Below are 25,310 nucleotides of genomic sequence, written 5' to 3'. Positions count from 1 at the left end.
ATTTCAGGGGAATTCATGCAGTAATGGGAAAGGACGCTCATTGCTGTTCACCGCAGTTCTGAATTATTGAATTTATAAAGGTGAATGATGCACGAAAAGAACATCGCCCTGCTTTGTGATGAAGCCGACCGGCTTTTGCAACTGAATATCAATCTGCTCCGGCAAATGGTTGATGAGCCGGATGTGTTATCTGACAGTAAGAACGAAAACGGGCAGCTTTTTGATAAACAGAAAGCACTGAAAAGAATTGAAGAGCTGGAGGGCGAACAAATCAAAAACGCCCGCAGGGAGATGGTGCTGGCTGTTGTCGGCACAATGAAGGCGGGCAAATCAACCACCATCAACGCCATTGTGGGGCAGGAAATTCTGCCCAACCGTAACCGCCCCATGACCTCGGTACCGACATTGATCCGCCACGTTCCCGGAAAAACAGAACCGGTCCTCCATCTGGAACATATTCAGCCCGTCCGCAATTTATTAATCACACTGCAACAAAAACTCGCCACCCCGGCAGGACAGCAAGTCGCACAGACCCTGCAGCAAACCGGGGATACCCGCGAACTGCTGGATATTCTGGCAGATGATGTCTGGCTTAAAAATGAATACCACGGGGAAGACGAAATCTTTACCGGACTGGCATCGTTAAATGACCTGGTTCGTCTTGCTGCGGCAATGGGGACTGAATTTCCTTTTGACGAATACGCAGAAGTGCAGAAACTACCGGTGATCGACGTGGCGTTCAGCCACCTGGTGGGAATGGATGCATGTCAGGGAACACTCACACTGCTGGATACCCCCGGCCCTAATGAAGCCGGACAACCACAGATGGAAATGATGATGCGGGATCAACTACAGAAAGCCTCTGCAGTGCTGGCGGTGATGGATTACACCCAGATGAACTCGAAAGCCGATGAGGAGGTTCGTAAAGAGCTTAATGCCATTGCTGACGTCTCAGCCGGTCGTCTGTTTGTGCTGGTCAATAAATTCGATGAAAAAGATCGCAATGGTGATGGTGCGGATGCCGTACGCCAGAAGGTGCCAGCAATGCTGAACAGCGATGTGCTGCCTGGCTCTCGCGTTTATCCCGGCTCCTCGCGCCAGGCGTACCTTGCTAACCGTGCGCTTCATGAGTTACAGAAATACGGCACACTTCCTGATGATGAAGCCTGGGTCGATGATTTTGTCAGGGAAGCTTTCGGTCGCATGAAAAAAGAACACATCTGTAAAGACAGCGAACTGGCAACCGAAGGGGCAACAGACCTGTGGGAAGGCTCCCTGATCGATAAACTGATAACAGAAGTTATACAGAGCTCACATTCCAGATCTGCGGCACTGGCCGTTGATTCTGCGGCTGCAAAACTCATGCAGAATGCAGAAAATGTCAGTGAATATCTGTCATTACGCCATCAGGGGCTGCAACAAAGTATTCAGTCACTACAGGTGCATATCACCAGCTTGCTTGCGGATATCCAGGAGATTGAGAAATGTCAGAATCGGGTGACTGGTGATGTCAAAATTGCCATGGATAACATCAATACCAAAACCCGGGAATTACTGACGGGGGTCAGCACCTCACTGGAAGAAAAGCTGAATGCCTATTTCAGGAGCGGTAAACGCAAAGAACAGCAAATGCTGGAGGAAGAAAATTCAGCGCAGCCCCGGGAGAGAAACGCATTCGCTTTCTTTCACGATATTTTCGGAACCGGAAATCAGCATGACAGGATGCGGGACTTTGACCCGGACAGCCCCGAAATAAAATTCAGTGATCGCAAGGAAGCCCTTGAACTGATGATGCAAATCGAATCGACCGTGACCAGCCTGCACCGTGAGGCTGAAGCACAGTTCCGGCCTGAACTGGAAAAAATCGTCAGAGGTATCGAAACAGGTTTTCGTGGTACGGCCCTGTATGCCACAGAAAATATTGCCGGACGCATCAATGCCCGCCTGGAGGGCGAGGGCTTCACTGTAAAAATCAGTTTCCCGACAGTCAGCCAGTTACAGACCCGGCTCGCGGTAAAAACAAATCTGAGTGCACTTATGGAGGAAAGAACGGAGACAGTCACCCGTCACCGTCGGCAGAGTGGCGTCTGGGGAACCTTTTGTCGATGGTTTGGTACCAGTGACTGGGGCTGGGAAACCTATAAGGAGGATGTGAGTCGCAGTGTTATCAATATCAACAAGGTCAGGAAGGAAGTGATGTCACTGACCCGGGCATATTTCGGGGAGTTGCAGGCATCCATTGAGCAGAATATTAACCAGCCCGTCCGCCAGGAAATCGATGCTTTTTTCTGTACATTCAGGGAGAAAGTTGAACAGCTACGTAACACGCTTATTCAGAGCTCTGAAGATCATAAACGCGATCAGCAGGCACAGGAACGGCTTACGGAGCATCTTCAGGCATTAAATGAAAGGGTTCCCGAGTTGATTACTGACAGTAAGGCGTTAAAGGAAGAACTGGAGACACTGCTGTGACCTCACCATTTATTCAACAAATTGCTGATAACCGGGTATGTCAGGTACTCACCTGTCTTCCTGAAAAATTTGTGGTTGATTTCGCAAACAGTATTGATGTTGCACAGGATCATATCCGCACGGCCGGAGAGCGCACGTTCTTCCGGCGGTTAAAAGAGGGGCTGAGCGGCGAAGGTGCTGCACGGCAGAATGCCATCAATGCTTCGCTTGCACAGGGCGTTGAGGCGTCCCTGCGCTGGCTGACGGAGCTGACAACGTCACTTGCCACCACAAACTACGCGATTACCCGGGTAAACGACAGGGTCAGTTCACTGGTCAGTGATACTGCCAGGCTGGCGCATTATTCCGCAGATACGCGGGAGCAGTTACTCACCCTGGCCGATCAGGTTCACCAGAAACTGAATCATCTTGAAGAAAAACTCCACCTTGTTGACCAGGTTCAGCGGGCACAGTTACATCTTGAGCAGATATTCTCATGGTGGAGTGCCGGGCGATATGCGTCCTTTTCCCCGGCCGGACGTTGTTATGTGGCGCTTGAAGAGCTTCGCTGGGGCGCGTTTGGTGATGTGATACGTCAGGGCGAAACAGGCCAGGTTAACCAGCTACTGGATATTCTCAGACATAAAGCATTAACGCAGATGGCACAGGAAAGTGGCGGTAGTGCAACCGTGCGTCTGAACACTCTGGACTGGCTTGGTGGTCAGGGCCGGGAGCAGGCAGATAATGAATGGTATGAAGCGATTAACTGGCTGGGGGAATGGTGCAGTGAAGAGCGGCATCCTGTGATCTGGTCGACCACGCAGGCTGCAGAACACTTACCGGTTCGCATGCCCCGTCTCTGCTCTGCAGAACGCCTCTCTGAAAGTATGGTCGATGAGATATTTCAGAAGGGGGCTGCATGAGTACAGAAATGAAAACGGGGCTGGTGCTGTCCGGCGGCGGGGCGGTGGGCGCTTATCAGTCGGGAGTGGTTAAGGCACTGGCAGAGTGTGGCACACAGATCAGCATGGTTTCAGGGGCCAGCATTGGCGCATTCAATGGTGCCATTATCGCGGCCTCTCCCGATCTGTCAGAAGCTGCCGTACGCCTGGAGGCGCTCTGGGATCATCTGGGGAATAATCAGGTGCTGTCGGTAAACAGATCGGTTTACTTTTCATTGCTGAAAAAATTGTTCCAGGCAATGAAGCTCTGCCAGATCCCCGGACGTGCAGGAGCACTGCTTACGACGCTTCTTCGCCATATATCGATAATCAACGGGTTCGACAATCCGATGACTCAGCCGTTGTTGTCAGATGAGCCCCTGACAGCGCTGATGGATCATTATCTTGATACTGATGCTCTGGCAGACGGGCTACCGCTGTATGTGTCGCTGTACCCCACAGAAGGGGGCAGGCAGGATATTATTGACTGCATTCGTGCTGAACTGGGTGTCGGAACCACGAAAAACGCCGTTTTTCAGCATATCCAGAGTCTGCCCCGCGGACAGCAGAAAGAGGCTCTGCTTGCGTCAGCCGCGCTGCCCCTGTTGTTCCGTCCCCGTGAGGTTCAGGGGACAATGTATGGTGATGGTGGTATGGGAGGATGGCGAAATATGCAGGGAAATACCCCTGTAACGCCACTGGTGGATGCCGGATGCAATATGGTGATTGTGTCGCATCTGAGTGACGGTTCTTTATGGGATCGTCGGGTTTTTCCGGACACAACGATCCTTGAGATCCGTCCCCGGAAAAGGCTGAAACATGCAGGTGATGGTGGCAACAGAGGCGGTCTGCTCAGTTTCGCGTCGGCACATACCGACGCCTGGCGTCAGCAGGGCTACGAGGACACGATGCTGGCGATGGAGCATATCCGGAAACCGCTGGCAGCACGTCAGGCACTGTCCCGGTCAGAAACGGTGTTGCAGAAAAGTCTGGAGATAACGGAAGAGGCAGATTTGGCACTGAGAAACGCGATGGTCCGGATTAAATAAAGACGCCCCAAAGAAACGCCACCGCCTGTGGTGGTGTTTTTCCTGTCTGGTGTTATTGAAAATATTTTCAGATATATATTATCTGGGTGATGGTTAAGATGAATTTATTTAATTTTGGGGGAAGATACAAAAACAACCAGTGAACATATTTCCGGCGGGTTATCCGCAATGCTGAAGGTCAGTTGCACTGGCGATGCCGGAATACAGCTTAATACGTGGTTCGCCAGTGAAGGGCTTCTCAGACAATAAACCTCATTCATTTCACCCATCAGGCCGCGTCTTCTCCGGGAGACGCGGCTTTTTCATTTATATCGCTTAATCATTCATAAGGAGCAAATCATGAGATTAGCCAGTCGTTTTGGTTATGCGAACCAGATACGTCGTGATCGTCCGCTGACATACGAAGAACTGATGCGCCATGTACCGAGTATTTTTGGGGAAGACCGACATACCTCCCGCAGTGAACACTATGCGTACATTCCCACTATCACCGTCCTGGAAAATCTGCAGCAGGAAGGCTTTCAGCCGTTCTTTGCCTGCCAGACCCGCGTGCGCGACCAGAGCCGCCGGGAATACACAAAACACATGCTGCGTCTGCGGCGGGCCGGACAGATAACCGGTCAGCATGTCCCTGAAATTATTCTGCTCAACTCTCATGACGGTTCATCCAGCTACCAGATGTTACCCGGATATTTTCGTGCCATTTGTACCAATGGACTGGTCTGCGGTCAGTCTCTGGGAGAAGTGCGTGTTCCACACCGGGGAAACGTGGTGGACAGGGTCATCGAAGGGGCTTACGAAGTGGTGGGCGTTTTTGACCGGATTGAGGAAAAGCGTGATGCCATGCAGTCGCTGGTCCTGCCGCCACCGGCACGCCAGGCGTTGGCACAGGCGGCACTGACTTACCGTTATGGTGACGAACATCAGCCCGTCACCACCGCTGACATTCTGACACCACGACGCAGGGAGGATTACGGTAAGGACCTGTGGAGTGCTTATCAGACCATCCAGGAGAATATGCTGAAAGGCGGGATTTCCGGCCGCAGCGCAAAAGGAAAACGTATCCATACCCGGGCCATTCACAGCATCGACACCGATATTAAGCTCAATCGCGCATTGTGGGTGATGGCAGAAACACTGCTGGAGAGCATGCGCTGATGCCGTTTCCCTGAAAGTGCAGCCCTGAACTCACGTTTGTCCCTTCCCCCGGGTATTCTTCCATTCATTTACTTTTTATAAGGAATCATCTCATGACAACCTTTTCGCATAACTCCATCACACCTTCTGTTTCCGTAACCGCTGCATCAGGGAATAACCCACCTCAGCTGGTTGCCACTCCCGTCCCTGATGAACAGCGCATCAGCTTCTGGCCGCAGCACTTTGGCCTCATTCCACAGTGGGTGACCCTGGAGCCCCGTATCTTCGGCTGGATGGACCGTCTGTGCGAAGACTACTGCGGCGGTATCTGGAATCTGTACACCCTGAACAACGGTGGCGCATTTATGGCACCCGAACCGGATGAAGATGATGGAAAAACCTGGGTACTGTTCAATGCCATGAACGGTAACCGCGCTGAAATGAGTCCGGAAGCCGCCGGCATTGCCGCATGTCTGATGACGTACAGTCATCACGCCTGTCGTACGGAGTGTTATGCCATGACGGTCCACTATTACCGGCTGCGGGATTACGCCCTGCAGCATCCGGAATGCAGCGCCATTATGCGCATCATTGACTGAATGGAGAGAAGTACAATGCAACAGCTTTCCTTTCTGCCCGGAGAGATGACGCCCGGCGAACGCAGCCTCATTCAGCGGGCCCTGAAAACCCTGGACCGCCATCTTCATGAACCCGGCGTGGCCTTTACCTCCACGCATGCGGCACGGGAATGGCTGATTCTGAACATGGCAGGACTGGAGCGTGAAGAGTTCCGGGCGCTGTATCTGAACAACCAGAATCAGCTGATTGCCGGTGAAACCCTCTTCACCGGCACCATCAACCGCACGGAAGTCCATCCCCGGGAGGTGATTAAACGCGCCCTGTACCACAATGCCGCTGCCGTGGTGCTGGCACACAATCACCCGTCCGGTGAAGTCACCCCCAGTAAGGCAGACCGCCTTATTACGGAACGTCTGGTACAGGCACTGGCCCTGGTGGATATCCGGGTACCGGACCATCTGATAGTTGGTGGCAACCAGGTTTTCTCCTTTGCGGAACACGGCCTGCTTTAACCCGTCACCGCCACAATCACATCACACCTGTTTTCACTTTTATCTTCTGTCTTCAGAGGTATCACACTATGAAAATCATCACCCGTGGTGAAGCCATGCGTATTCACCAACAACATCCGGCATTCCGTCTTTTTCCGTTCTGTACCGGTAAATACCGCTGGCACGGCGGTGCTGAGGCGTATACCGGTCGTGAAGTGCAGGATATTCCCGGTGTGCTGGCTGTGTTTGCAGAACGCCGTAAGGACAGTTTTGGCCCGTATGTCCGGCTGATGAGCGTCACCCTGAACTGAGTCTGGAAGGGCATTCTGATGAGCAGAATTATCACCACCACCGTGTATACACTGAATGAGCTATCCTCCACCGCACAGGAAAAAGCCCGCGACGGGTACCGTCAGCATCATGCTGACAGCAACTGGTATGAAAACGTGTATGAGGACTTCAGGGCGGTCTGTGACATTTTCGGGATTGACCTCCGCCAGCGCGTTTTCCGGCTCAGCAACGGCAGGTTTATGGAAGAGCCGTGCATCTGGTTCAGCGGATTCTGCAGCCAGGGGGACGGAGCCTGTTTTGAAGGGCGCTGGCGCTGGCAACCAGCGACAGTCTGGAGAATCCGGGAGTATGCCCCGCAGGCCCATGAACTCCATCGTATCGCGGATATCCTGCAGGCAGTACAGAAGCGTAACTTCTGGCAACTGCAGGCTGAAATCAGTCACCGGGGACGTTACTGCCATCCGTACAGCATGGATATCACCGTCACCCGGAACAGTCCGACTGGTCAGACTGTGACAGCCGACGCGGAAGCTGCAGTCAGCGAAGCCCTGCGCGACCTGGCCTTCTGGTTGTACCGTCAGCTGGAAAACGAGTACAACTGGCTGACCTCAGACACCGCTGTGGATGAGGTCCTGCTCATCAACGAATACACCTTTACTGAAGCCGGTCTGCGCGCCGGCTGACCCGTCATCGTTAAACTATCATTCACTGATTTCCTGTGAGGATTTTATCGTGTCAGACACGCTCCATGAAACAAATTATCCCGACGACAACAACGACCGCCCTTGGTGGGGGCTACCCTGCACCGTGACGCCCTGTTTTGGCGCCCGTCTGGTGCAGGAGGGCAATCAGTTGCATTACCTTGCAGACCGCGCCGGCATCAGAGGCCGGTTCAGCGATGCAGATGCATACCATCTGGACCAGGCCTTTCCGCTGCTGATGAAACAACTGGAACTCATGCTCACCAGCGGTGAACTCAGCCCCCGCCATCAGCATACCGTCACGCTGTATGCCAGAGGGCTGACCTGCGAAGCCGACACCCTCGGCAGCTGTGGTTACGTTTATATGGCTGTTTATCCGACACCCGAAACGAAAAAGTAAACCACCGGAATAATCGTCTGCTCCGGCCTGGTGCGCTACAGCAACACTCTCCTCAAAATTTAATCTCTCATATCAGGAAAATCTTCAGTATGAAAACATTACCCGATACACACGTACGGGAGGTATCGCGCTGCCCGTCTCCCGTAACCATCTGGCAGACACTGCTCATCCGTCTGCTGGACCAGCACTATGGCCTCACACTGAATGACACACCGTTCGCTGATGAACGTGTGATTGAGCAGCATATTGAGGCCGGCATTTCACTGTGCGATGCAGTGAACTTTCTCGTTGAAAAATACGCCCTGGTACGTACCGACCAGCCGGGATTCGGCGCCTGTACCTGTTCTCAGTTAATCAACAGTATCGATATCCTCCGGGCACGCCGGGCAACCGGCCTGATGACCCGCGACAACTACAGAACGGTAAATAACATTACCCTGGGTAAGCATCCGGAGGCGAAACGATGAAACTGGCACTGACACTGGAAGCCGACAGCGTTAACGTGCAGGCGCTGAACATGGGACGAATTGTCGTTGACGTCGATGGTGTTAATCTCGCTGAACTGATTAACGTGGCCTGCGACAATGGCTACTCCCTTCGTGTTGTTGATGAATCTGACCGGACATCAGCAGAGCGCACGCCACCATTTGCTGCCCTGACCGGCATACGCTGCAGTACCGCGCATATCACGGCAAAGGACAACGCCTGGCTGTACTCGCTGTCACATCAGACGAATGACACTGGCGAATCAGAATGGATTCATTTCACAGGTAGCGGATATCTGTTACGTACCGATGCGTGGTCATACCCGGTTCTGCGGCTTAAACGCCTGGGGCTGTCAAAAACGTTCCGCCGTCTGGTTGTCACACTTACCCGACGTTATGGTGTCAGTCTCATTCATCTGGATGCCAGGGCTGAATGCCTGCCGGGTTTACCCACTTTCGGCTGGTAACCAGGAACAACATGAAATCATTAACCACAGAAACGGCGCTGGATATTCTGATTGCGTGGCTGCAGGACAATATCGACTGCGAATCGGAAATTATCTTTGACAATGATGAGGATAAAACGGATTCGGCAGCACTGCTGCCCTGCATTGAACAGGCCAGGGAGGATATCCATACCCTGCGCCAGTTGCAGTTTCTGCACCAGAACCGGTGAGTCTTACTCATCATCTCACTCACCAGACTTCATTCCACTGACGTCAGCCTGAACAGGGCTGGCGTTTTCGTTTATAAACCAAAAGGGAAACCGATAATGTCAGACATCACAATCTCCCGCCCGGAACTGGTCACCGGGCATACGGACGTTATCTGCTCAACCAGTATCCACCACATTCTGGCTGTACGAAAGAGTACACTGCTGCAAATCGACACACTTATCCGGCAACTGGCTGAAATATCAGCAATGACAGAAAGTATTGGCGGTAAAACCGCCCCGGACTGGGCCATGAAACAGGATTTTTGCTGCGGCTGCTGGCTGATGGAGAAACCGGAAACCGCAATGAAAGCCATCACCCGCAACCTTGACCGCGAAATCTGGCGTGACCTGATGCAACGTTCCGGGATGCTTTCCTTAATGGATGCACAGGCCCGTGATACATGGTACCGGTCACTGGAATACGATAATTTTCCGGAAATCAGTGAAGCGAACATTCTGAGCACATTTAAACAACTGCACCAGAATAAGGATGAAGTGTTTGAGCGGGGGGTGATCAACGTCTTCAGAGGGTTGAGCTGGAATTACAAAACCAACTCCCCCTGTAAATTTGGTAATAAAATTATCGTCAACAATCTGGTGAGATGGGACTGGTGGGGATTTCATCTGAACAGCGGGCAACAGGCAGATCGACTTGCCGACCTGGAAAGAATGCTGTATCTGTTCAGCGGCAAACCGATCCCCGACAACCGGGAAAACATCACCATTCATCTGGATGACCACATCCAGTCTGTTCAGGGTAAAGAGGACTATGAAGATGAGATGTTCAGCATCAGATACTTTAAGAAGGGCTCCGCGCATATCACGTTCAGAAAACCAGAACTGGTTGACAGACTGAATGATATTATCGCAAAACACTATCCTGACATGCTGGCAGTATAGCTTTGCCAGTATGCTCAAAGATCGGAAATTGTCCGATAAGATATGATCGTGGGGCATATAAACCGGTTTCAGATGGCATACCCGATGGCATACTGTCCAGAAGGACAAATAAAAAAGCGCATGTTAAACAATAACATGCGCTTGTAATCTGGCGGTGAGGGGGGGATTCGAACCCCCGATACGTTGCCGTATACACACTTTCCAGGCGTGCTCCTTCAGCCACTCGGACACCTCACCAAATTGTTTTGCTGCCTGACCTCATGGGGGGCAACGGGGCGCTACTATAGGGAGTTGGAGTAAAACGGTCAAGAAGAATTTTACTGACAATTCTCGTTTGCTCATACTGTAAACAAGTTGTGCAGTATATCTACATCGAGACAAGTTATGTACTTATACTTCCAACGTTCTTCGTACAAAATAAAAAGGCCGGTTAAACCGACCTTTTACGCGTTCTTTCTCTTCGCCCATCAGGCGGTAAAACAATCAGCGACTACGGAAGACAATGCGGCCTTTGCTCAGGTCGTACGGGGTCAGCTCAACAGTCACTTTGTCGCCCGTCAGGATGCGGATGTAGTTTTTACGCATTTTACCGGAGATGTGTGCAGTAACCACGTGACCGTTTTCTAACTCTACGCGGAACATGGTGTTAGGCAACGTTTCAAGAACGGTACCTTGCATTTCAATATTGTCTTCTTTGGCCATCTAATCCTCTGGGGTATCACTACCGTAATTTGAACCGGCAAGATAATGCCGAAGTTCTGTAAATAAGTAAAGATTTGCGCGCTAAATCGCAACAAACAGGTTTGGCACATTACTCCGAAAACACACGGCTAAGCCGCACCAAAAGCGCAACGTATAAGGGAGCGGTGAGATAAACGATGGGCGTTACCTGACGCGAAAAATTCCTTATCGGCAGCGGGGTAATGAGCGTAACCAACTCTGCGACCGCAATTATAACACTCTGGGGAGAAATGTGCCGAAAACATTCATTCTTGTGGTGAAAACAAGCACCGTGGTACCCAGAAATTATTCGGCAATCGTCCGAGGCGCATTTGATTGAGATAATTTAGATAATCCCGGCGGGGAATTTCGCAGGCACCAAGCGAAGCTGTGTGAGCGTTAAGGACCTGGCAGTCGATAAGTTTGCCACCGTGACGGATAAATTCCTCACAGAAGACCAGAAGCGCCGTTTTAGACGCATTTTCCATCCGGCTGAACATGGACTCGCCACAAAATAGCGTTCCCTGGGCCACGCCGTACATACCGCCAACAAGCTCATCTTCACACCAGACTTCGATGGAGTGGGCATGACCGAGTTCGTGAAGGCGATGGTAGGCTTCGACCACGCCACGCGTGATCCAGGTTCCTTCTTCGCGATCGCTGGCACAGCCTTCAATGACCTGACCAAAGGCGTAATTCATCGTGACACGATAGGGCGAGCGTTTATGAAATCGTTTCATACTACGGCTGATATGCAATGATTCAGGCCATAGTACCGCGCGAGGATCGGGCGACCACCAGAGGATGGGGTCGCCTGGAGAAAACCACGGGAAAATACCACGCTGATACGCCATTAACAGGCGCGCAGGGCTAAGATCGCCCCCCAGTGCCAGCAGGCCGTTAGGCTCACGTAATGCGCCTTCCGGGGAAGGGAAGGCTATTGAATGGCGAGAAAGCTGAACCAGGCGCATGACCGCAAAACTCCACGCAAGTCGGATCGTTCAATAATAGCTTACAAACCCTGCTTAAACTGGTAATAACGCCCCTGTAGGGCAAGCAGTTCTGCGTGAGTACCTTGCTCAATAATTTGCCCGTTGTCCATCACTATTATTTGCTGGAAACGAGAGAGCCCGCGAAGTCGATGGGTGACCATTAACACCGTTTTCTCACGCATCATTTCTGCAAGTAATTCAAGGATCTGACTTTCAGTTGTGGCATCTAAGCCTTCGGTAGGTTCATCCAGCAATACCAGTGGCGCATCATGTAACAGCGCACGGGCGATAGCCAGACGGCGTAGTTCACCACCGGAGAGCTGGCGTCCGCCTTCACCTAACCAACTGTTGAGACCTGCATCCTCGAGCAGCTTCTCCAGACCAACTCGACGCAAGATCTCCGCCAAAACTTCATCACTACTGCCAGGCGAGGCGAGTAACAGATTATCACGCAGTGTGGCGCTAAACAGATGCACTCGCTGTGGCACAACGCTGATGGTCTGTCGTAGAGTTGCTTCGTTCAGACTGGCTATGGGATTATCGTTAAGTAAAATCTCGCCCTGTTGCGGGTCCCATGCGCGGGTCAGCAGTTGTAACAATGTTGATTTACCGCATCCGGTTCGCCCGAGAATCGCCATATGTTCTCCGGCGTTTACTTGAAGAGAAATCCCTTTAAGTGCCTGTTGGGACTGCTCCGGATAAGTGAACTGAACATCCCGTAACGTCAGCGAAACGCAATCGGCAACACGGGTTTGGGTATCAGGGAAGGTGACTTCAGGTTTTTGATCCGTTAAATCGGTGATCCGTACGGCAGAGGCAATGACTTGCCCCAGATGCTGAAATGCACCCGTTACTGGTGCCAGTGCTTCAAAGGCGGCTAACGCACAGAAGACAAACAGGGCAATTAACGCGCCTGGTTGAGTATTGCCACCAACGCCGCCAGACGCCATCCACAGCATCAGGATCACCGCTAACGCGCCAATTAACAGCATTATTGCTTGCGACAAAGCTGTCAGTTCAGATTGACGGCGTTGCGCTTCCAGCCACTGAATTTCAGTATTCTCTAATTGCGTGCGATAACGATCGCTGGCACCAAAAATGGTCAGCTCAGCTTGCCCTTGCAGCCAGGCTGTCAGTTGTTGGCGATACTGCCCGCGAAGATGAGTCAGATTTTGCCCGGTGCTTTTTCCCGCACGATAAAACAGCGGTGGCATCAGGAAAAGCGTCAGTAACATAATGCCACCCAGCGTAAAGGCGAGGGTGAAATCAAGGAAACTTAACCCGATTGTCACCACCATAATCACCACAAAAGCGCCCACCAGCGGCGAGATAACGCGCAGGTAAAGATGATCGAGCGTATCAACATCCGCCACCACGCGGTTGAGCAATTCGCCCTGACGATAGCGCGCCAGTCCGGCAGGGGAGAGGGGTAGCAATTTGCTGAAGGTGTAAATGCGCAGATGCTGCAACACGCGGAAAGTCGCGTCGTGACTTACCAGACGTTCAAAATAGCGCCCGGCAGTACGGGTGATTGCTGCACCACGCACGCCCGCAGCGGGTAGCATATAGTTGAAGCTGTACAGTCCGGCAACCCCCGCTACCGCTGAGGCCGAGAGGAACCAGCCGGAAAGTGTCAACAGACCGATACTGGCGAGCAGCGTGACAATTGCCAGCACAATACCAAGACTTAACATCCATTTATGACGTTTATACAGTGCCAGATAGGGTAGCAAAGCGCGCATTTAAATCTCCTCCTGACGATGGGCCAGCAATGTGGCGAAAGGACCACCAGCCACGCTTAATTCCGCGTAACGTCCTTGCTCGATAATCTGACCATCCTGCATTACCCAAATGACATCCCAGTCCGCAAGATCTTCTAACTGGTGGGTGACCATTAACGTTGTCTGGCGCAGAGAGGCGGCATTCAGCGCCTCCATTACGCGCTGTTCACTGTGAGCATCAAGGCTTGCTGCGGGTTCATCCAACAGTAATAGCGAACAGGGATTCAGTAATGCACGCGCCACCGCCACACGTTGTGCCTGGCCTACGGAAAGGCGGGCAGCCTGGTCGCCAACAGGCGTATCAACTCCTTGTGGCAGGAGCGGTAGAAACTCACTGACCCACGCGTTATCCAGTGCTGTTTGTAACTCTTGTTCGCTGGCATCAGGTCGTGCCAGCAGTACGTTATCTCGTAGTGTTGCTGCTGGTAATTGTGGATTTTGACCAACCCAGGAGAGATGCTTACGCCATGATTCCGGTGATAAATCACGTAATTCTATTCCGTTGATTCGTAGCGATCCCTGATATGAAAGAAAACCGGAAAGCGCATTCAGTAGTGAGCTTTTACCTGAACCGCTACGACCAACCAACACCGCTCGTTGGCCTGCTGGCAAAGTAAAGTTCAACGGTCCGGCCAGCGTTTTACCTTCCGGCGACGTAATAAACAGATCCTCGGCCTCAATGGTCACCGGATCGGCCGACGTTAATTCAGCCTCACCGCGCTGCGGATGGGCGAGCGGGGTTTCCATAAACGTTTTCAGACTGTCTGCCGCGCCAACAGCCTGGGCTTTAGCATGATAAAACGTACCCAGATCGCGCAATGGCTGGAAAAACTCCGGCGCAAGGATCAGGGCCAGAAACCCCGCAGCCAGCGTCACGCCAGTATCGTAGTGCCCAAAATCCAGCTCACCGAGATAGGAAAAACCAAAGTAGACCGCCACCAGAGCAATTGACAGCGAGGTAAAAAATTCGAGAATGCCGGAGGATAAAAACGCCAGCCGTAGCACTTCCATTGTCCGTTGGCGGAAATCTTCCGAAGCAGAACGAATACTTTCAATTTCAGCTTCACCACGACCAAAAATACGCAATGTTTCCATGCCGCGCAGGCGATCGAGGAAATGTCCACTTAAGCGAGCAAGAGCGAGAAAGTTGCGTCGGTTAGCATCGGCAGCCCCCATTCCAACCAGCGCCATAAATAACGGAATTAACGGAGCAGTGCCCAGCAGAATGAGCGCCGCAGCCCAGTTAGAGGGGAAGATCGCCACCACAATCAGCAACGGCACCGACACTGCCAGCGCCATTTGCGGCAGGTAGCGTGCATAGTAATCATGCATATCGTCAATTTGCTCGAGTACCAACGTCGCCCAGCTCCCCGCCGGTTTACCCTGAATCCACGCTGGCCCTGCTTGTTGCAGACGGTCGAGAACCTGACGTCGGATAGCAAAGCGGATATGCTGCCCGGCGTGATAACCCACCCGTTCTCGTAACCAGACCACCCATGCGCGCAGTACAAAGGTCAGAACCAGTAACGTAAAGGGAAGCAGCAGGGCTTCACGGGGAATATTCTCCATAATCATATGTTGCAGAATTCGCGCCATGAACCAGGCCTGGGCAATGATCAATATGCCGCTCACAAAGCCCAGCAGACGAGAAATATTCAGCCAACGTTGGGAGATGACGCTTTGCTGTTTTAACCAGCGGGTTAACTCTTTTTGACGGGATTTATTCATTGCACGCTTAGCAGGTGAGTTATCAGAATTATTTGCAGAGCAATGTTACAACGGGGAAAAAATAAAGGCGACCCATAGTCGCATGGTGTCGCCTTCTTTACTTTTGTTACTGATTTGTAAAATTATTTTGCGTCAGCTAAACCATCGAGGTAGCGTTCCGCATCAAGTGCCGCCATGCAGCCTGTACCGGCCGAGGTAATAGCCTGGCGATAAATATGATCCATCACGTCGCCTGCGGCAAATACGCCAGGGATGCTGGTCTGGGTGGCATTACCATGAATACCCGACTGCACTTTGATATAGCCGTTTTCCAGTTCCAGCTGCCCTTCGAAAATGGCAGTATTCGGGCTGTGACCGATAGCAACAAACAGACCGGCAACGTCGAGTGACTCGATATTATCGGTGTTTTGCGTATCGCGCAGACGAACGCCAGTGACGCCCATCTGATCGCCGGTCACTTCTTCCAGCGTACGGTTGGTGTGCAGAATAATGTTGCCGTTCTCCACTTTATCCATCAGACGCTTAATGAGGATTTTTTCCGCGCGGAAACCATCTCGGCGGTGAATCAGATGAACTTCCGAAGCGATGTTAGACAGATACAGCGCCTCTTCAACCGCGGTATTGCCGCCGCCGATGACCGCAACTTTCTGGTTGCGATAGAAGAAACCGTCGCAGGTTGCACAAGCAGAAACTCCACGCCCTTTAAAGGCTTCTTCAGAGGGCAGGCCGAGATAGCGTGCAGAAGCTCCGGTGGCAATAATCAGCGCGTCGCAAGTGTATTCGCCGCTATCGCCAGTCAGACGGAACGGACGATTCTGCAAATCAACTTTGTTGATGTGATCAAAGATGATTTCAGTTTCAAATTTGGTGGCATGTTCGTGCATGCGCTCCATTAATAACGGACCGGTCAGATCGTTTGGATCGCCAGGCCAGTTTTCCACTTCCGTGGTGGTGGTCAGTTGGCCGCCTTTTTCCATGCCGGTAATCAGCACAGGTTGCAGGTTGGCGCGCGCCGCGTAGACAGCAGCGGTGTATCCCGCCGGGCCTGAACCCAGGATAAGCAGTTTACTGTGTTTGGTCGTGCCCATGAGATCCCCATAGTTGTTGGCAGACAATGGGCAGGATTGTAGGGAATTTACAGACGTAAAAAAAGAGTATGACGATTTTGTTAACAATTTGTGCAATCGGCAGTATCGATAAGCAGGTCAAATTCTCCCGTCATTATCACCTCTGCTACTTAAATTTCCCGCGTTATAAGCCGATTAAATGATGAATAAACGCCCCTGTTAATGAATATCTGGCATGTTGTACTAAAAATCGATGTTTTGCTTTGACAATCCCCTGGTGTTTTGCGAAAACATTCGAGGAAGAAAAAAAACAGTATTCTTATATGCGCATAACCATGCATGTAAATACCATGTTTACCGTGCTAGTGAAATCTACGTATGGCGTGGACAGACGCCATTCGTGATGTCGATAGCTGCCACCAGGCAACGGTCTTCTCACCGTAGACCAGGCATTGCGCGCCGTGAATCTTAATGATTTCGGTCTATCGTGACGGGTAGCGACTCTGAACAGTGATGTTTCAGGGTCAGACAGGAGTAGGGAAGGAATACAGAGAGACAATAATAATGGTAGATAGCAAGAAGCGCCCTGGCAAAGATCTCGACCGTATCGATCGTAACATTCTTAATGAGTTGCAAAAGGATGGGCGTATTTCTAACGTCGAGCTTTCTAAACGTGTGGGACTTTCCCCAACGCCGTGCCTTGAGCGTGTGCGTCGGCTGGAAAGACAAGGGTTTATTCAGGGCTATACAGCGCTGCTGAACCCCCATTATCTGGATGCATCACTTCTGGTATTCGTTGAGATTACTCTGAATCGTGGCGCACCGGATGTGTTTGAACAATTCAATACCGCTGTACAAAAACTTGAAGAAATTCAGGAGTGTCATTTAGTATCCGGTGATTTCGACTACCTGTTGAAAACACGCGTGCCGGATATGTCGGCTTACCGTAAGTTGTTGGGGGAAACCCTGCTGCGTCTGCCTGGCGTCAATGACACGCGGACATACGTTGTTATGGAAGAAGTCAAGCAGAGTAATCGTCTGGTTATTAAGACGCGCTAACACGGAACAGGTGCAAAATCGGCGTATTTTGATTACACTCCTGTTAATCCATACAGCAACAGTACTAGGGTAACCTGGTACTGTTGTCCGTTTTAGCATCGGGCAGGAAAAGCCTGTAACCTGGAGAGCCTTTCTTGAGCCAGGAATACACTGAAGACAAAGAAGTCACATTGACAAAGTTAAGTAGCGGCCGCCGACTTCTGGAGGCGTTGCTGATCCTTATTGTCCTGTTTGCCGTCTGGTTGATGGCTGCCTTACTAAGCTTTAACCCTTCGGACCCCAGCTGGTCGCAAACGGCCTGGCATGAGCCTATCCATAATTTAGGTGGAATGCCCGGTGCGTGGCTGGCAGATACGCTGTTCTTTATTTTTGGCGTGATGGCTTACACCATTCCCGTCATTATCGTCGGCGGTTGTTGGTTTGCCTGGCGTCATCAGTCCAGTGACGAATACATTGATTATTTTGCCGTTTCGCTACGCATCATTGGCGTTTTGGCGCTCATCCTTACCTCCTGTGGTCTGGCGGCAATCAACGCTGACGATATCTGGTATTTTGCCTCCGGTGGCGTCATTGGCAGCTTACTAAGCACTACGCTACAACCACTGCTACACAGTAGCGGGGGAACTATTGCGCTGCTCTGCGTTTGGGCAGCGGGCCTGACGCTGTTCACCGGTTGGTCATGGGTGACCATTGCTGAAAAACTCGGCGGCTGGATTTTAAACATTCTCACCTTCGCCAGTAATCGTACCCGTCGCGATGATACCTGGGTCGATGAAGATGAGTATGAAGACGACGAAGAATATGAAGATGAAAATCACGGCAAACAGCATGAATCACGCCGTGCCCGTATTCTTCGCGGCGCGTTAGCGCGTCGTAAACGTCTGGCGGAAAAATTCATTAATCCGATGGGGCGGCAAACAGATGCTGCGTTGTTCTCCGGTAAGCGGATGGATGATGAAGAAGAGATTACCTACACTGCACGCGGTGTGGCTGCCGACCCTGACGACGTCCTCTTTTCGGGCAATCGTGCAACGCAGCCAGAATATGACGAATACGATCCATTATTAAACGGTGCGCCAATTACCGAACCTGTTGCTGTAGCAGCTGCTGCTACCACGGCGACACAAAGCTGGGCTGCACCGGTTGAACCTGTGACTCAGACGCCGCCAGTTGCCTCTGTTGATGTTCCACCTGCGCAACCTACAGTAGCCTGGCAGCCTGTACCGGGGCCACAAACGGGAGAGCCGGTTATTGCTCCTGCACCGGAAGGTTACCCTCAGCAGCCACAATATGCGCAGCCTGCAGTGCAATATAATGAGCCGCTGCAACAACCTGTACAGCCACAGCAGCCGTATTATGCGCCTGCGGCGGAACAACCTGTGCAACAACCTTACTACGCTCCTGCGGCGGAACAACCTGTTCAGCAGCCGTATTACACAACTGCGGCGGAACAGTCTGCGCAACAGCCGTATTACGCCCCTGCGCCAGAACAACCGGTGGCAGGTAACGCCTGGCAAGCCGAAGAGCAGCAATCCACTTTTGCTCCACAGTCTACATACCAGACTGAGCAAACTTATCAGCAGCCAGCCGCTCAGGAGCCGTTGTACCAACAGCCGCAACCCGTTGAACAGCAGCCTGTTGTGGAGCCTGAACCCGTTGTAGAAGAGACAAAACCCACGCGTCCGCCGCTTTACTATTTTGAAGAAGTGGAAGAGAAGCGAGCCCGTGAACGTGAACAACTTGCGGCCTGGTATCAACCGATTCCAGAACCGGTTAAAGAACCGGAACCGATCAAATCTTCGCTGAAAGCACCTTCTGTTGCAGCAGTACCTCCAGTAGAAGCCGCTGCCGCTGTTTCTCCGCTGGCATCTGGTGTGAAAAAAGCGACACTGGCGACGGGGGCTGCCGCAACCGTTGCCGCGACAGTTTTCAGTCTGGCAAATAGTGGTGGACCGCGTCCGCAGGTCAAAGAGGGGATTGGCCCGCAGTTGCCACGACCGAAACGCATCCGCGTGCCAACTCGTCGTGAACTGGCGTCTTACGGTATTAAGCTGCCCTCACAGCGTGCGGCAGAAGAAAAAGCCCGTGAAGCCCAGCGCAATCAGTACGATTCCGGCGATCATTATAACGATGATGAAATCGATGCGATGCAGCAGGATGAACTGGCGCGTCAGTTCGCCCAGACGCAGCAGCAACGCTATGGCGAACAGTATCAACATGATGTGCCCGTGAATACAGAAGATGCAGATGCTGCGGCAGAGGCAGAACTGGCTCGTCAGTTTGCTCAAACTCAACAACAACGTTATTCCGGCGAACAACCGGCTGGGGCGAATCCGTTCTCGCTGGATGATTTCGAATTTTCGCCAATGAAAGCTTTGCTGGATGATGGGCCACACGAACCGCTGTTTACGCCAATTGTTGAACCTGTACAGCAGCCGCAACAACCGGTAGTGCCGCAGCAGCAATACCAGCAGCCACAACAACCGGTTGCACCGCAGCAGCAATATCAGCAGCCGCAACAGCCGGTTGCACCACAGCCGCAGTATCAGCAGCCACAACAGCCGGTTGCACCACAGCAGCAATATCAGCAGCCGCAACAGCCAGTTGCGCCGCAGCCGCAGTATCAGCAGCCACAACAACCGGTTGTGCCGCAGCCGCAGGATACCCTGCTTCATCCACTGTTGATGCGCAATGGCGACAGCCGTCCGTTGCATAAACCGACGACGCCGCTGCCTTCTCTGGATTTGCTGACACCGCCACCGAGCGAAGTGGAACCGGTAGATACCTTTGCGCTTGAACAAATGGCGCGCCTGGTGGAAGCGCGTCTGGCTGATTTCCGTATTAAAGCCGATGTCGTCAATTACTCTCCGGGACCGGTTATCACTCGCTTTGAATTGAATCTGGCACCGGGCGTAAAAGCGGCGCGCATTTCTAACTTGTCTCGTGACCTTGCCCGTTCACTTTCGACGGTGGCGGTGCGTGTCGTTGAAGTTATTCCTGGCAAACCTTATGTAGGTCTGGAGTTACCGAATAAAAAACGACAAACCGTTTATCTGCGCGAAGTGCTTGATAATGCGAAGTTCCGCGATAATCCGTCACCATTAACTGTGGTGCTGGGTAAAGATATCGCCGGTGAGCCGGTGGTTGCCGATCTGGCGAAAATGCCGCACTTGTTGGTTGCGGGGACTACCGGTTCCGGTAAGTCTGTCGGTGTGAACGCGATGATCCTGAGCATGCTTTATAAAGCACAGCCAGAAGATGTGCGTTTCATCATGATCGACCCGAAAATGCTGGAGCTTTCGGTTTATGAAGGCATTCCGCACCTGTTAACGGAAGTCGTTACCGATATGAAAGATGCCGCCAACGCGCTGCGCTGGTGTGTTAACGAGATGGAGCGTCGTTATAAACTGATGTCTGCACTGGGTGTGCGTAATCTGGCGGGTTATAACGAAAAAATTGCTGAAGCCGATCGCATGATGCGTCCGATTCCAGACCCGTACTGGAAGCCGGGTGACAGTATGGATGCGCAGCATCCGGTGCTGAAAAAGGAACCGTACATTGTGGTGTTGGTGGACGAATTTGCCGACCTGATGATGACGGTAGGTAAAAAAGTGGAAGAGCTGATAGCACGTCTGGCGCAAAAAGCCCGTGCCGCGGGTATCCACCTCGTACTGGCAACTCAGCGTCCATCGGTTGATGTTATTACTGGTCTGATTAAAGCGAATATTCCGACCCGTATCGCCTTTACCGTATCCAGTAAGATTGACTCACGTACCATTCTTGATCAGGCTGGCGCGGAATCACTGCTGGGTATGGGGGATATGCTTTACTCTGGGCCGAACTCCACGTTGCCGGTACGTGTTCATGGTGCTTTTGTTCGCGATCAGGAAGTTCATGCCGTGGTGCAGGACTGGAAAGCGCGTGGTCGCCCACAGTATGTTGACGGCATCACCTCCGACAGCGAAAGCGAAGGTGGTGCGGGTGGTTTCGATGGCGCTGAAGAACTGGATCCGTTGTTCGATCAGGCAGTGCAGTTTGTCACTGAAAAACGCAAAGCGTCAATTTCAGGCGTACAGCGTCAGTTCCGCATTGGTTATAACCGTGCAGCGCGTATTATCGAACAGATGGAAGCGCAGGGGATTGTCAGCGAACAGGGGCACAATGGTAATCGTGAAGTATTGGCCCCACCTCCGTTTGACTAATTAGAGTATCGTAGGCCGGATAAGATGCGATAGCATCGCATCCGGCACTCTATCAACTGAAAATTCAGTATTTTCTTCTTTCCTCAAGCTGATTATTAGCCTGGAATAGAGAGTAGAGGGAGCTCCCGGTCGGGAGTGACGTAATTTGAGGAACAATGATGAAAAAAATTGCCATCACCTGTGCATTACTCTCAAGCTTAGTAGCAAGCAGCGTTTGGGCTGATGCCGCAAGCGATCTGAAAAGCCGCCTGGATAAAGTCAGCAGCTTCCACGCCAGCTTCACACAAAAAGTGACTGACGGTAGCGGCGCGGCGGTGCAGGAAGGTCAGGGCGATCTGTGGGTGAAACGTCCAAACTTATTCAACTGGCATATGACTCAACCTGATGAAAGCATTCTGGTTTCTGACGGTAAAACACTGTGGTTCTATAACCCGTTCGTTGAGCAAGCTACGGCAACCTGGCTGAAAGATGCCACCGGTAATACGCCGTTTATGCTGATTGCCCGCAACCAGTCCAGCGACTGGCAGCAGTACAATATCAAACAGAATGGCGATGACTTTGTCCTGACGCCGAAAGCCAGCAATGGCAATTTGAAGCAGTTCACCATTAACGTAGGGCGTGATGGCACAATCCATCAGTTTAGCGCGGTGGAGCAGGACGATCAGCGCAGCAGTTATCAGCTGAAATCCCAGCAAAATGGGGCTGTGGATGCAGCGAAATTTACCTTCACCCCGCCGCAAGGCGTCACGGTAGATGATCAACGTAAGTAGAGGCACCTGAGTGAGCAATCTGTCGCTCGATTTTTCGGATAATACTTTTCAACCTCTGGCCGCGCGTATGCGGCCAGAAAATTTAGCACAGTATATCGGCCAGCAACATTTGCTGGCTGCCGGGAAGCCATTGCCGCGCGCTATCGAAGCTGGGCATTTGCATTCTATGATCCTCTGGGGGCCACCGGGTACCGGCAAAACAACCCTCGCTGAAGTTATAGCCCGTTATGCGAACGCTGATGTGGAACGTATTTCTGCCGTCACCTCTGGCGTGAAAGAGATTCGTGAGGCGATCGAGCGCGCTCGGCAAAACCGCAATGCTGGTCGCCGCACTATTCTTTTTGTTGACGAAGTTCACCGTTTCAACAAAAGCCAGCAGGATGCATTTCTGCCACATATTGAAGACGGCACCATCACTTTTATTGGTGCAACCACTGAAAACCCGTCATTTGAGCTTAATTCGGCACTGCTTTCCCGTGCCCGTGTCTACCTGTTGAAATCCCTGAGTACAGAGGATATCGAACAGGTACTAACTCAGGCGATGGAAGACAAAACCCGCGGTTATGGTGGTCAGGATATCGTTCTGCCGGGTGAAACAAGACGCGCCATCGCTGAATTGGTGAATGGCGACGCGCGCCGCGCGTTAAATACGCTGGAAATGATGGCGGATATGGCTGAAGTCGATGATAGCGGTAAGCGAGTCCTGAAGCCTGAATTACTGACCGAAATCGCCGGTGAGCGTAGCGCCCGCTTTGATAACAAAGGCGATCGCTTTTACGATCTGATCTCTGCACTGCATAAATCGGTGCGTGGGAGCGCACCCGATGCGGCGCTGTACTGGTATGCGCGAATTATTACCGCCGGTGGAGATCCGTTATATGTCGCGCGTCGCTGCCTGGCGATTGCGTCTGAAGATGTGGGTAATGCTGACCCACGGGCGATGCAGGTGGCTATTGCGGCCTGGGATTGCTTTACTCGCGTTGGTCCGGCTGAAGGTGAACGTGCCATTGCTCAGGCGATTGTTTACCTGGCCTGCGCGCCAAAAAGTAACGCTGTCTATACCGCATTTAAAGCCGCGCTGGCCGATGCTCGCGAACGTCCGGATTATGACGTGCCGGTTCATTTGCGTAATGCGCCGACAAAATTAATGAAGGAAATGGGCTACGGTCAGGAATATCGTTATGCTCATGATGAAGCAAACGCTTATGCTGCCGGTGAGGTTTACTTCCCGCCGGAAATAGCACAAACACGCTATTATTTCCCGACAAACAGGGGCCTTGAAGGCAAGATTGGCGAAAAGCTCGCCTGGCTGGCTGAACAGGATCAAAATAGCCCCATAAAACGCTACCGTTAATGTTATCGTTGCGGTAATGTTGTTACTGTATCCCTGTGGTCGCAGGCTGTGGCCACATCTCCCATTTAATTCGATAAGCACAGGATAAGCATGCTCGATCCCAATCTGCTGCGTAATGAGCCAGACGCAGTCGCTGAAAAACTGGCACGCCGGGGCTTTAAGCTGGATGTAGATAAGCTGGGCGCTCTTGAAGAGCGTCGTAAAGTATTGCAGGTCAAAACGGAAAACCTGCAAGCGGAGCGTAACTCCCGATCGAAATCCATTGGCCAGGCGAAAGCGCGCGGGGAAGATATCGAGCCTTTACGTCTGGAAGTGAACAAACTGGGCGAAGAGCTGGATGCAGCAAAAGCCGAGCTGGATGCTTTACAGGCTGAAATTCGCGATATCGCGCTAACCATCCCTAACTTGCCTGCAGATGAAGTGCCGGTAGGTAAAGATGAAAATGACAACGTTGAAGTCAGCCGCTGGGGCACCCCGCGTGAGTTTGACTTTGAAGTTCGTGACCATGTGACGCTGGGTGAAATGCACTCTGGCCTCGACTTTGCAGCCGCAGTTAAGTTGACTGGTTCCCGCTTTGTGGTAATGAAAGGGCAGATTGCTCGCATGCACCGCGCACTGTCGCAGTTTATGCTGGATCTGCATACCGAACAGCATGGCTACAGTGAGAACTATGTTCCGTACCTGGTTAACCAGGACACGCTGTACGGTACGGGTCAGCTGCCGAAATTTGCTGGCGATCTGTTCCATACTCGTCCGCTGGAAGAAGAAGCAGACACCAGTAACTATGCACTGATCCCAACGGCAGAAGTTCCGCTGACCAACCTGGTACGCGGTGAAATCATCGATGAAGATGATCTGCCAATTAAGATGACCGCCCACACCCCATGTTTCCGTTCTGAAGCAGGTTCATATGGTCGTGACACCCGTGGTCTGATCCGTATGCACCAGTTCGACAAAGTTGAAATGGTGCAGATCGTGCGCCCGGAAGACTCAATGGCGGCACTGGAAGAGATGACCGGTCATGCGGAAAAAGTCCTGCAGTTGCTGGGCCTGCCGTACCGTAAAATCATTCTTTGCACCGGCGACATGGGCTTTGGCGCTTGCAAAACTTACGACCTGGAAGTATGGATCCCGGCACAGAACACCTACCGCGAGATCTCTTCCTGCTCCAACGTTTGGGATTTCCAGGCGCGTCGTATGCAGGCACGTTGCCGTAGCAAGTCGGACAAGAAAACCCGTCTGGTTCATACCCTGAACGGTTCTGGTCTGGCTGTTGGTCGTACGCTGGTTGCGGTAATGGAAAACTATCAGCAGGCTGATGGTCGTATCGAAGTACCGGAAGTTCTGCGTCCGTATATGAACGGACTGGAATATATTGGCTAATACCCAATTTTTCTGAATCTAAAAAGCGCCTTCGGGCGCTTTTTTTGTGCACAGAAAACCCCCAGCTAGGCTGGGGGTTCCGGAAAGCTTTCAGCTTTGAGCCAGTTATTAAAA

23 protein-coding genes and 1 tRNA gene are annotated in these 25,310 nt (G+C 52.0%); 18 read left to right on the top strand and 6 right to left on the bottom strand.

Features of this window, described 5'->3' with window-relative positions; all coding sequences use genetic code 11:
* Positions 1 to 87: 87 nt before the first annotated feature.
* The 13 genes from FQ015_RS17620 (at position 88) to FQ015_RS17560 (ending at position 10,140) form a co-directional block, all read left to right on the top strand.
* Positions 88 to 2,472, top strand: coding sequence for a dynamin family protein (locus FQ015_RS17620; RefSeq protein WP_000544696.1), 2,385 nt, complete (start codon positions 88 to 90; stop codon positions 2,470 to 2,472).
* Positions 2,469 to 3,374, top strand: a complete 906-nt coding sequence (locus tag FQ015_RS17615; RefSeq protein WP_000203566.1) for a diguanylate cyclase regulator RdcB family protein — start codon at positions 2,469 to 2,471, stop codon at positions 3,372 to 3,374. Before FQ015_RS17620 ends, FQ015_RS17615 begins: the two co-directional genes overlap by 4 nt.
* On the top strand, positions 3,371 to 4,441 hold the full coding sequence (locus FQ015_RS17610) for a patatin-like phospholipase family protein (RefSeq protein WP_160524325.1): 1,071 nt from the start codon (positions 3,371 to 3,373) through the stop codon (positions 4,439 to 4,441). Before FQ015_RS17615 ends, FQ015_RS17610 begins: the two co-directional genes overlap by 4 nt.
* Before the next feature lie 339 nt (positions 4,442 to 4,780).
* Positions 4,781 to 5,599 carry a DUF932 domain-containing protein gene (locus FQ015_RS17605; RefSeq protein ID WP_080030209.1) on the top strand — a complete coding sequence of 273 codons (819 nt, stop codon included), beginning with the start codon at positions 4,781 to 4,783 and terminating at the stop codon, positions 5,597 to 5,599.
* Positions 5,600 to 5,691: 92 nt separating this feature from the next.
* Complete coding sequence (locus FQ015_RS17600; RefSeq protein WP_000206651.1) at positions 5,692 to 6,177, top strand: antirestriction protein; 486 nt, start codon at positions 5,692 to 5,694, stop codon at positions 6,175 to 6,177.
* Between the two features lie 15 nt (positions 6,178 to 6,192).
* Complete coding sequence (locus FQ015_RS17595) at positions 6,193 to 6,669, top strand: JAB domain-containing protein (RefSeq protein ID WP_001470113.1); 477 nt, start codon at positions 6,193 to 6,195, stop codon at positions 6,667 to 6,669.
* Positions 6,670 to 6,737: 68 nt separating this feature from the next.
* The gene (locus tag FQ015_RS17590; protein ID WP_000692290.1) at positions 6,738 to 6,959 is read left to right on the top strand and encodes a DUF987 domain-containing protein; all 222 of its coding nucleotides are present in this window, start codon (positions 6,738 to 6,740) and stop codon (positions 6,957 to 6,959) included.
* Positions 6,960 to 6,977: 18 nt separating this feature from the next.
* Positions 6,978 to 7,622 (top strand): hypothetical protein, encoded by a 645-nt coding sequence (locus FQ015_RS17585; RefSeq protein WP_000086766.1) that lies wholly within the window; start codon positions 6,978 to 6,980, stop codon positions 7,620 to 7,622.
* A gap of 49 nt (positions 7,623 to 7,671) precedes the next feature.
* A complete protein-coding gene (locus tag FQ015_RS17580) occupies positions 7,672 to 8,040 on the top strand; it encodes a type IV toxin-antitoxin system YeeU family antitoxin (protein WP_024179191.1) in 369 nt (122 codons plus the stop codon).
* An 89-nt stretch (positions 8,041 to 8,129) separates the two neighbouring features.
* Complete coding sequence (locus tag FQ015_RS17575; RefSeq protein ID WP_000854768.1) at positions 8,130 to 8,507, top strand: TA system toxin CbtA family protein; 378 nt, start codon at positions 8,130 to 8,132, stop codon at positions 8,505 to 8,507.
* A complete protein-coding gene (locus FQ015_RS17570; protein ID WP_000761708.1) occupies positions 8,504 to 8,992 on the top strand; it encodes a DUF5983 family protein in 489 nt (162 codons plus the stop codon). Before FQ015_RS17575 ends, FQ015_RS17570 begins: the two co-directional genes overlap by 4 nt.
* Before the next feature lie 11 nt (positions 8,993 to 9,003).
* Positions 9,004 to 9,201, top strand: coding sequence for a DUF957 domain-containing protein (locus FQ015_RS17565; RefSeq protein ID WP_000839234.1), 198 nt, complete (start codon positions 9,004 to 9,006; stop codon positions 9,199 to 9,201).
* A gap of 96 nt (positions 9,202 to 9,297) precedes the next feature.
* Entirely contained in the window at positions 9,298 to 10,140 is an 843-nt protein-coding gene (locus tag FQ015_RS17560) for a DUF4942 domain-containing protein (protein WP_072693077.1), read from the top strand.
* A gap of 149 nt (positions 10,141 to 10,289) precedes the next feature.
* On the opposite strand, the gene FQ015_RS17555 is transcribed toward FQ015_RS17560, so the two are convergent.
* The 6 genes from FQ015_RS17555 to trxB form a co-directional block, all read right to left on the bottom strand.
* A tRNA-Ser gene (locus tag FQ015_RS17555) sits at positions 10,290 to 10,377 on the bottom strand.
* Positions 10,378 to 10,623: 246 nt separating this feature from the next.
* Positions 10,624 to 10,842: a translation initiation factor IF-1 gene (gene infA / locus FQ015_RS17550; RefSeq protein WP_001040187.1), complete on the bottom strand. Its 219-nt coding sequence runs from the start codon at positions 10,840 to 10,842 to the stop codon at positions 10,624 to 10,626.
* A gap of 284 nt (positions 10,843 to 11,126) precedes the next feature.
* Positions 11,127 to 11,831 carry a leucyl/phenylalanyl-tRNA--protein transferase gene (gene aat, locus FQ015_RS17545; RefSeq protein WP_160524324.1) on the bottom strand — a complete coding sequence of 235 codons (705 nt, stop codon included), beginning with the start codon at positions 11,829 to 11,831 and terminating at the stop codon, positions 11,127 to 11,129.
* 41 nt (positions 11,832 to 11,872) lie between these two features.
* Positions 11,873 to 13,594 (bottom strand): heme ABC transporter ATP-binding protein/permease CydC, encoded by a 1,722-nt coding sequence (cydC, locus tag FQ015_RS17540; RefSeq protein WP_160524323.1) that lies wholly within the window; start codon positions 13,592 to 13,594, stop codon positions 11,873 to 11,875.
* Positions 13,595 to 15,361 carry a heme ABC transporter permease/ATP-binding protein CydD gene (gene cydD / locus FQ015_RS17535; protein WP_160524322.1) on the bottom strand — a complete coding sequence of 589 codons (1,767 nt, stop codon included), beginning with the start codon at positions 15,359 to 15,361 and terminating at the stop codon, positions 13,595 to 13,597.
* A gap of 122 nt (positions 15,362 to 15,483) precedes the next feature.
* Positions 15,484 to 16,449: a thioredoxin-disulfide reductase gene (trxB, locus tag FQ015_RS17530; RefSeq protein WP_001385255.1), complete on the bottom strand. Its 966-nt coding sequence runs from the start codon at positions 16,447 to 16,449 to the stop codon at positions 15,484 to 15,486.
* 543 nt (positions 16,450 to 16,992) lie between these two features.
* Between trxB and lrp the strand changes: the two genes are divergently transcribed.
* The 5 genes from lrp (at position 16,993) to serS (ending at position 25,196) form a co-directional block, all read left to right on the top strand.
* Positions 16,993 to 17,487, top strand: coding sequence for a leucine-responsive transcriptional regulator Lrp (gene lrp, locus FQ015_RS17525; RefSeq protein ID WP_000228473.1), 495 nt, complete (start codon positions 16,993 to 16,995; stop codon positions 17,485 to 17,487).
* 134 nt (positions 17,488 to 17,621) lie between these two features.
* A complete protein-coding gene (gene ftsK, locus FQ015_RS17520) occupies positions 17,622 to 21,689 on the top strand; it encodes a DNA translocase FtsK (RefSeq protein ID WP_039020466.1) in 4,068 nt (1,355 codons plus the stop codon).
* Positions 21,690 to 21,847: 158 nt separating this feature from the next.
* The gene (gene lolA / locus FQ015_RS17515; RefSeq protein WP_001295343.1) at positions 21,848 to 22,459 is read left to right on the top strand and encodes an outer membrane lipoprotein chaperone LolA; all 612 of its coding nucleotides are present in this window, start codon (positions 21,848 to 21,850) and stop codon (positions 22,457 to 22,459) included.
* A 10-nt stretch (positions 22,460 to 22,469) separates the two neighbouring features.
* On the top strand, positions 22,470 to 23,813 hold the full coding sequence (gene rarA, locus FQ015_RS17510) for a replication-associated recombination protein RarA (RefSeq protein WP_000067769.1): 1,344 nt from the start codon (positions 22,470 to 22,472) through the stop codon (positions 23,811 to 23,813).
* A gap of 90 nt (positions 23,814 to 23,903) precedes the next feature.
* The gene (serS, locus tag FQ015_RS17505; RefSeq protein ID WP_000886683.1) at positions 23,904 to 25,196 is read left to right on the top strand and encodes a serine--tRNA ligase; all 1,293 of its coding nucleotides are present in this window, start codon (positions 23,904 to 23,906) and stop codon (positions 25,194 to 25,196) included.
* Positions 25,197 to 25,310 lie beyond the last annotated feature (114 nt).

It is taken from the genome of Escherichia sp. HH26CH (assembly GCF_009820205.1).
Classification (GTDB): domain Bacteria; phylum Pseudomonadota; class Gammaproteobacteria; order Enterobacterales; family Enterobacteriaceae; genus Escherichia; species Escherichia coli_F.
Note: the sequence above shows the minus strand (reverse complement) of the source record. Positions and strands in the feature narration are given on the sequence as shown.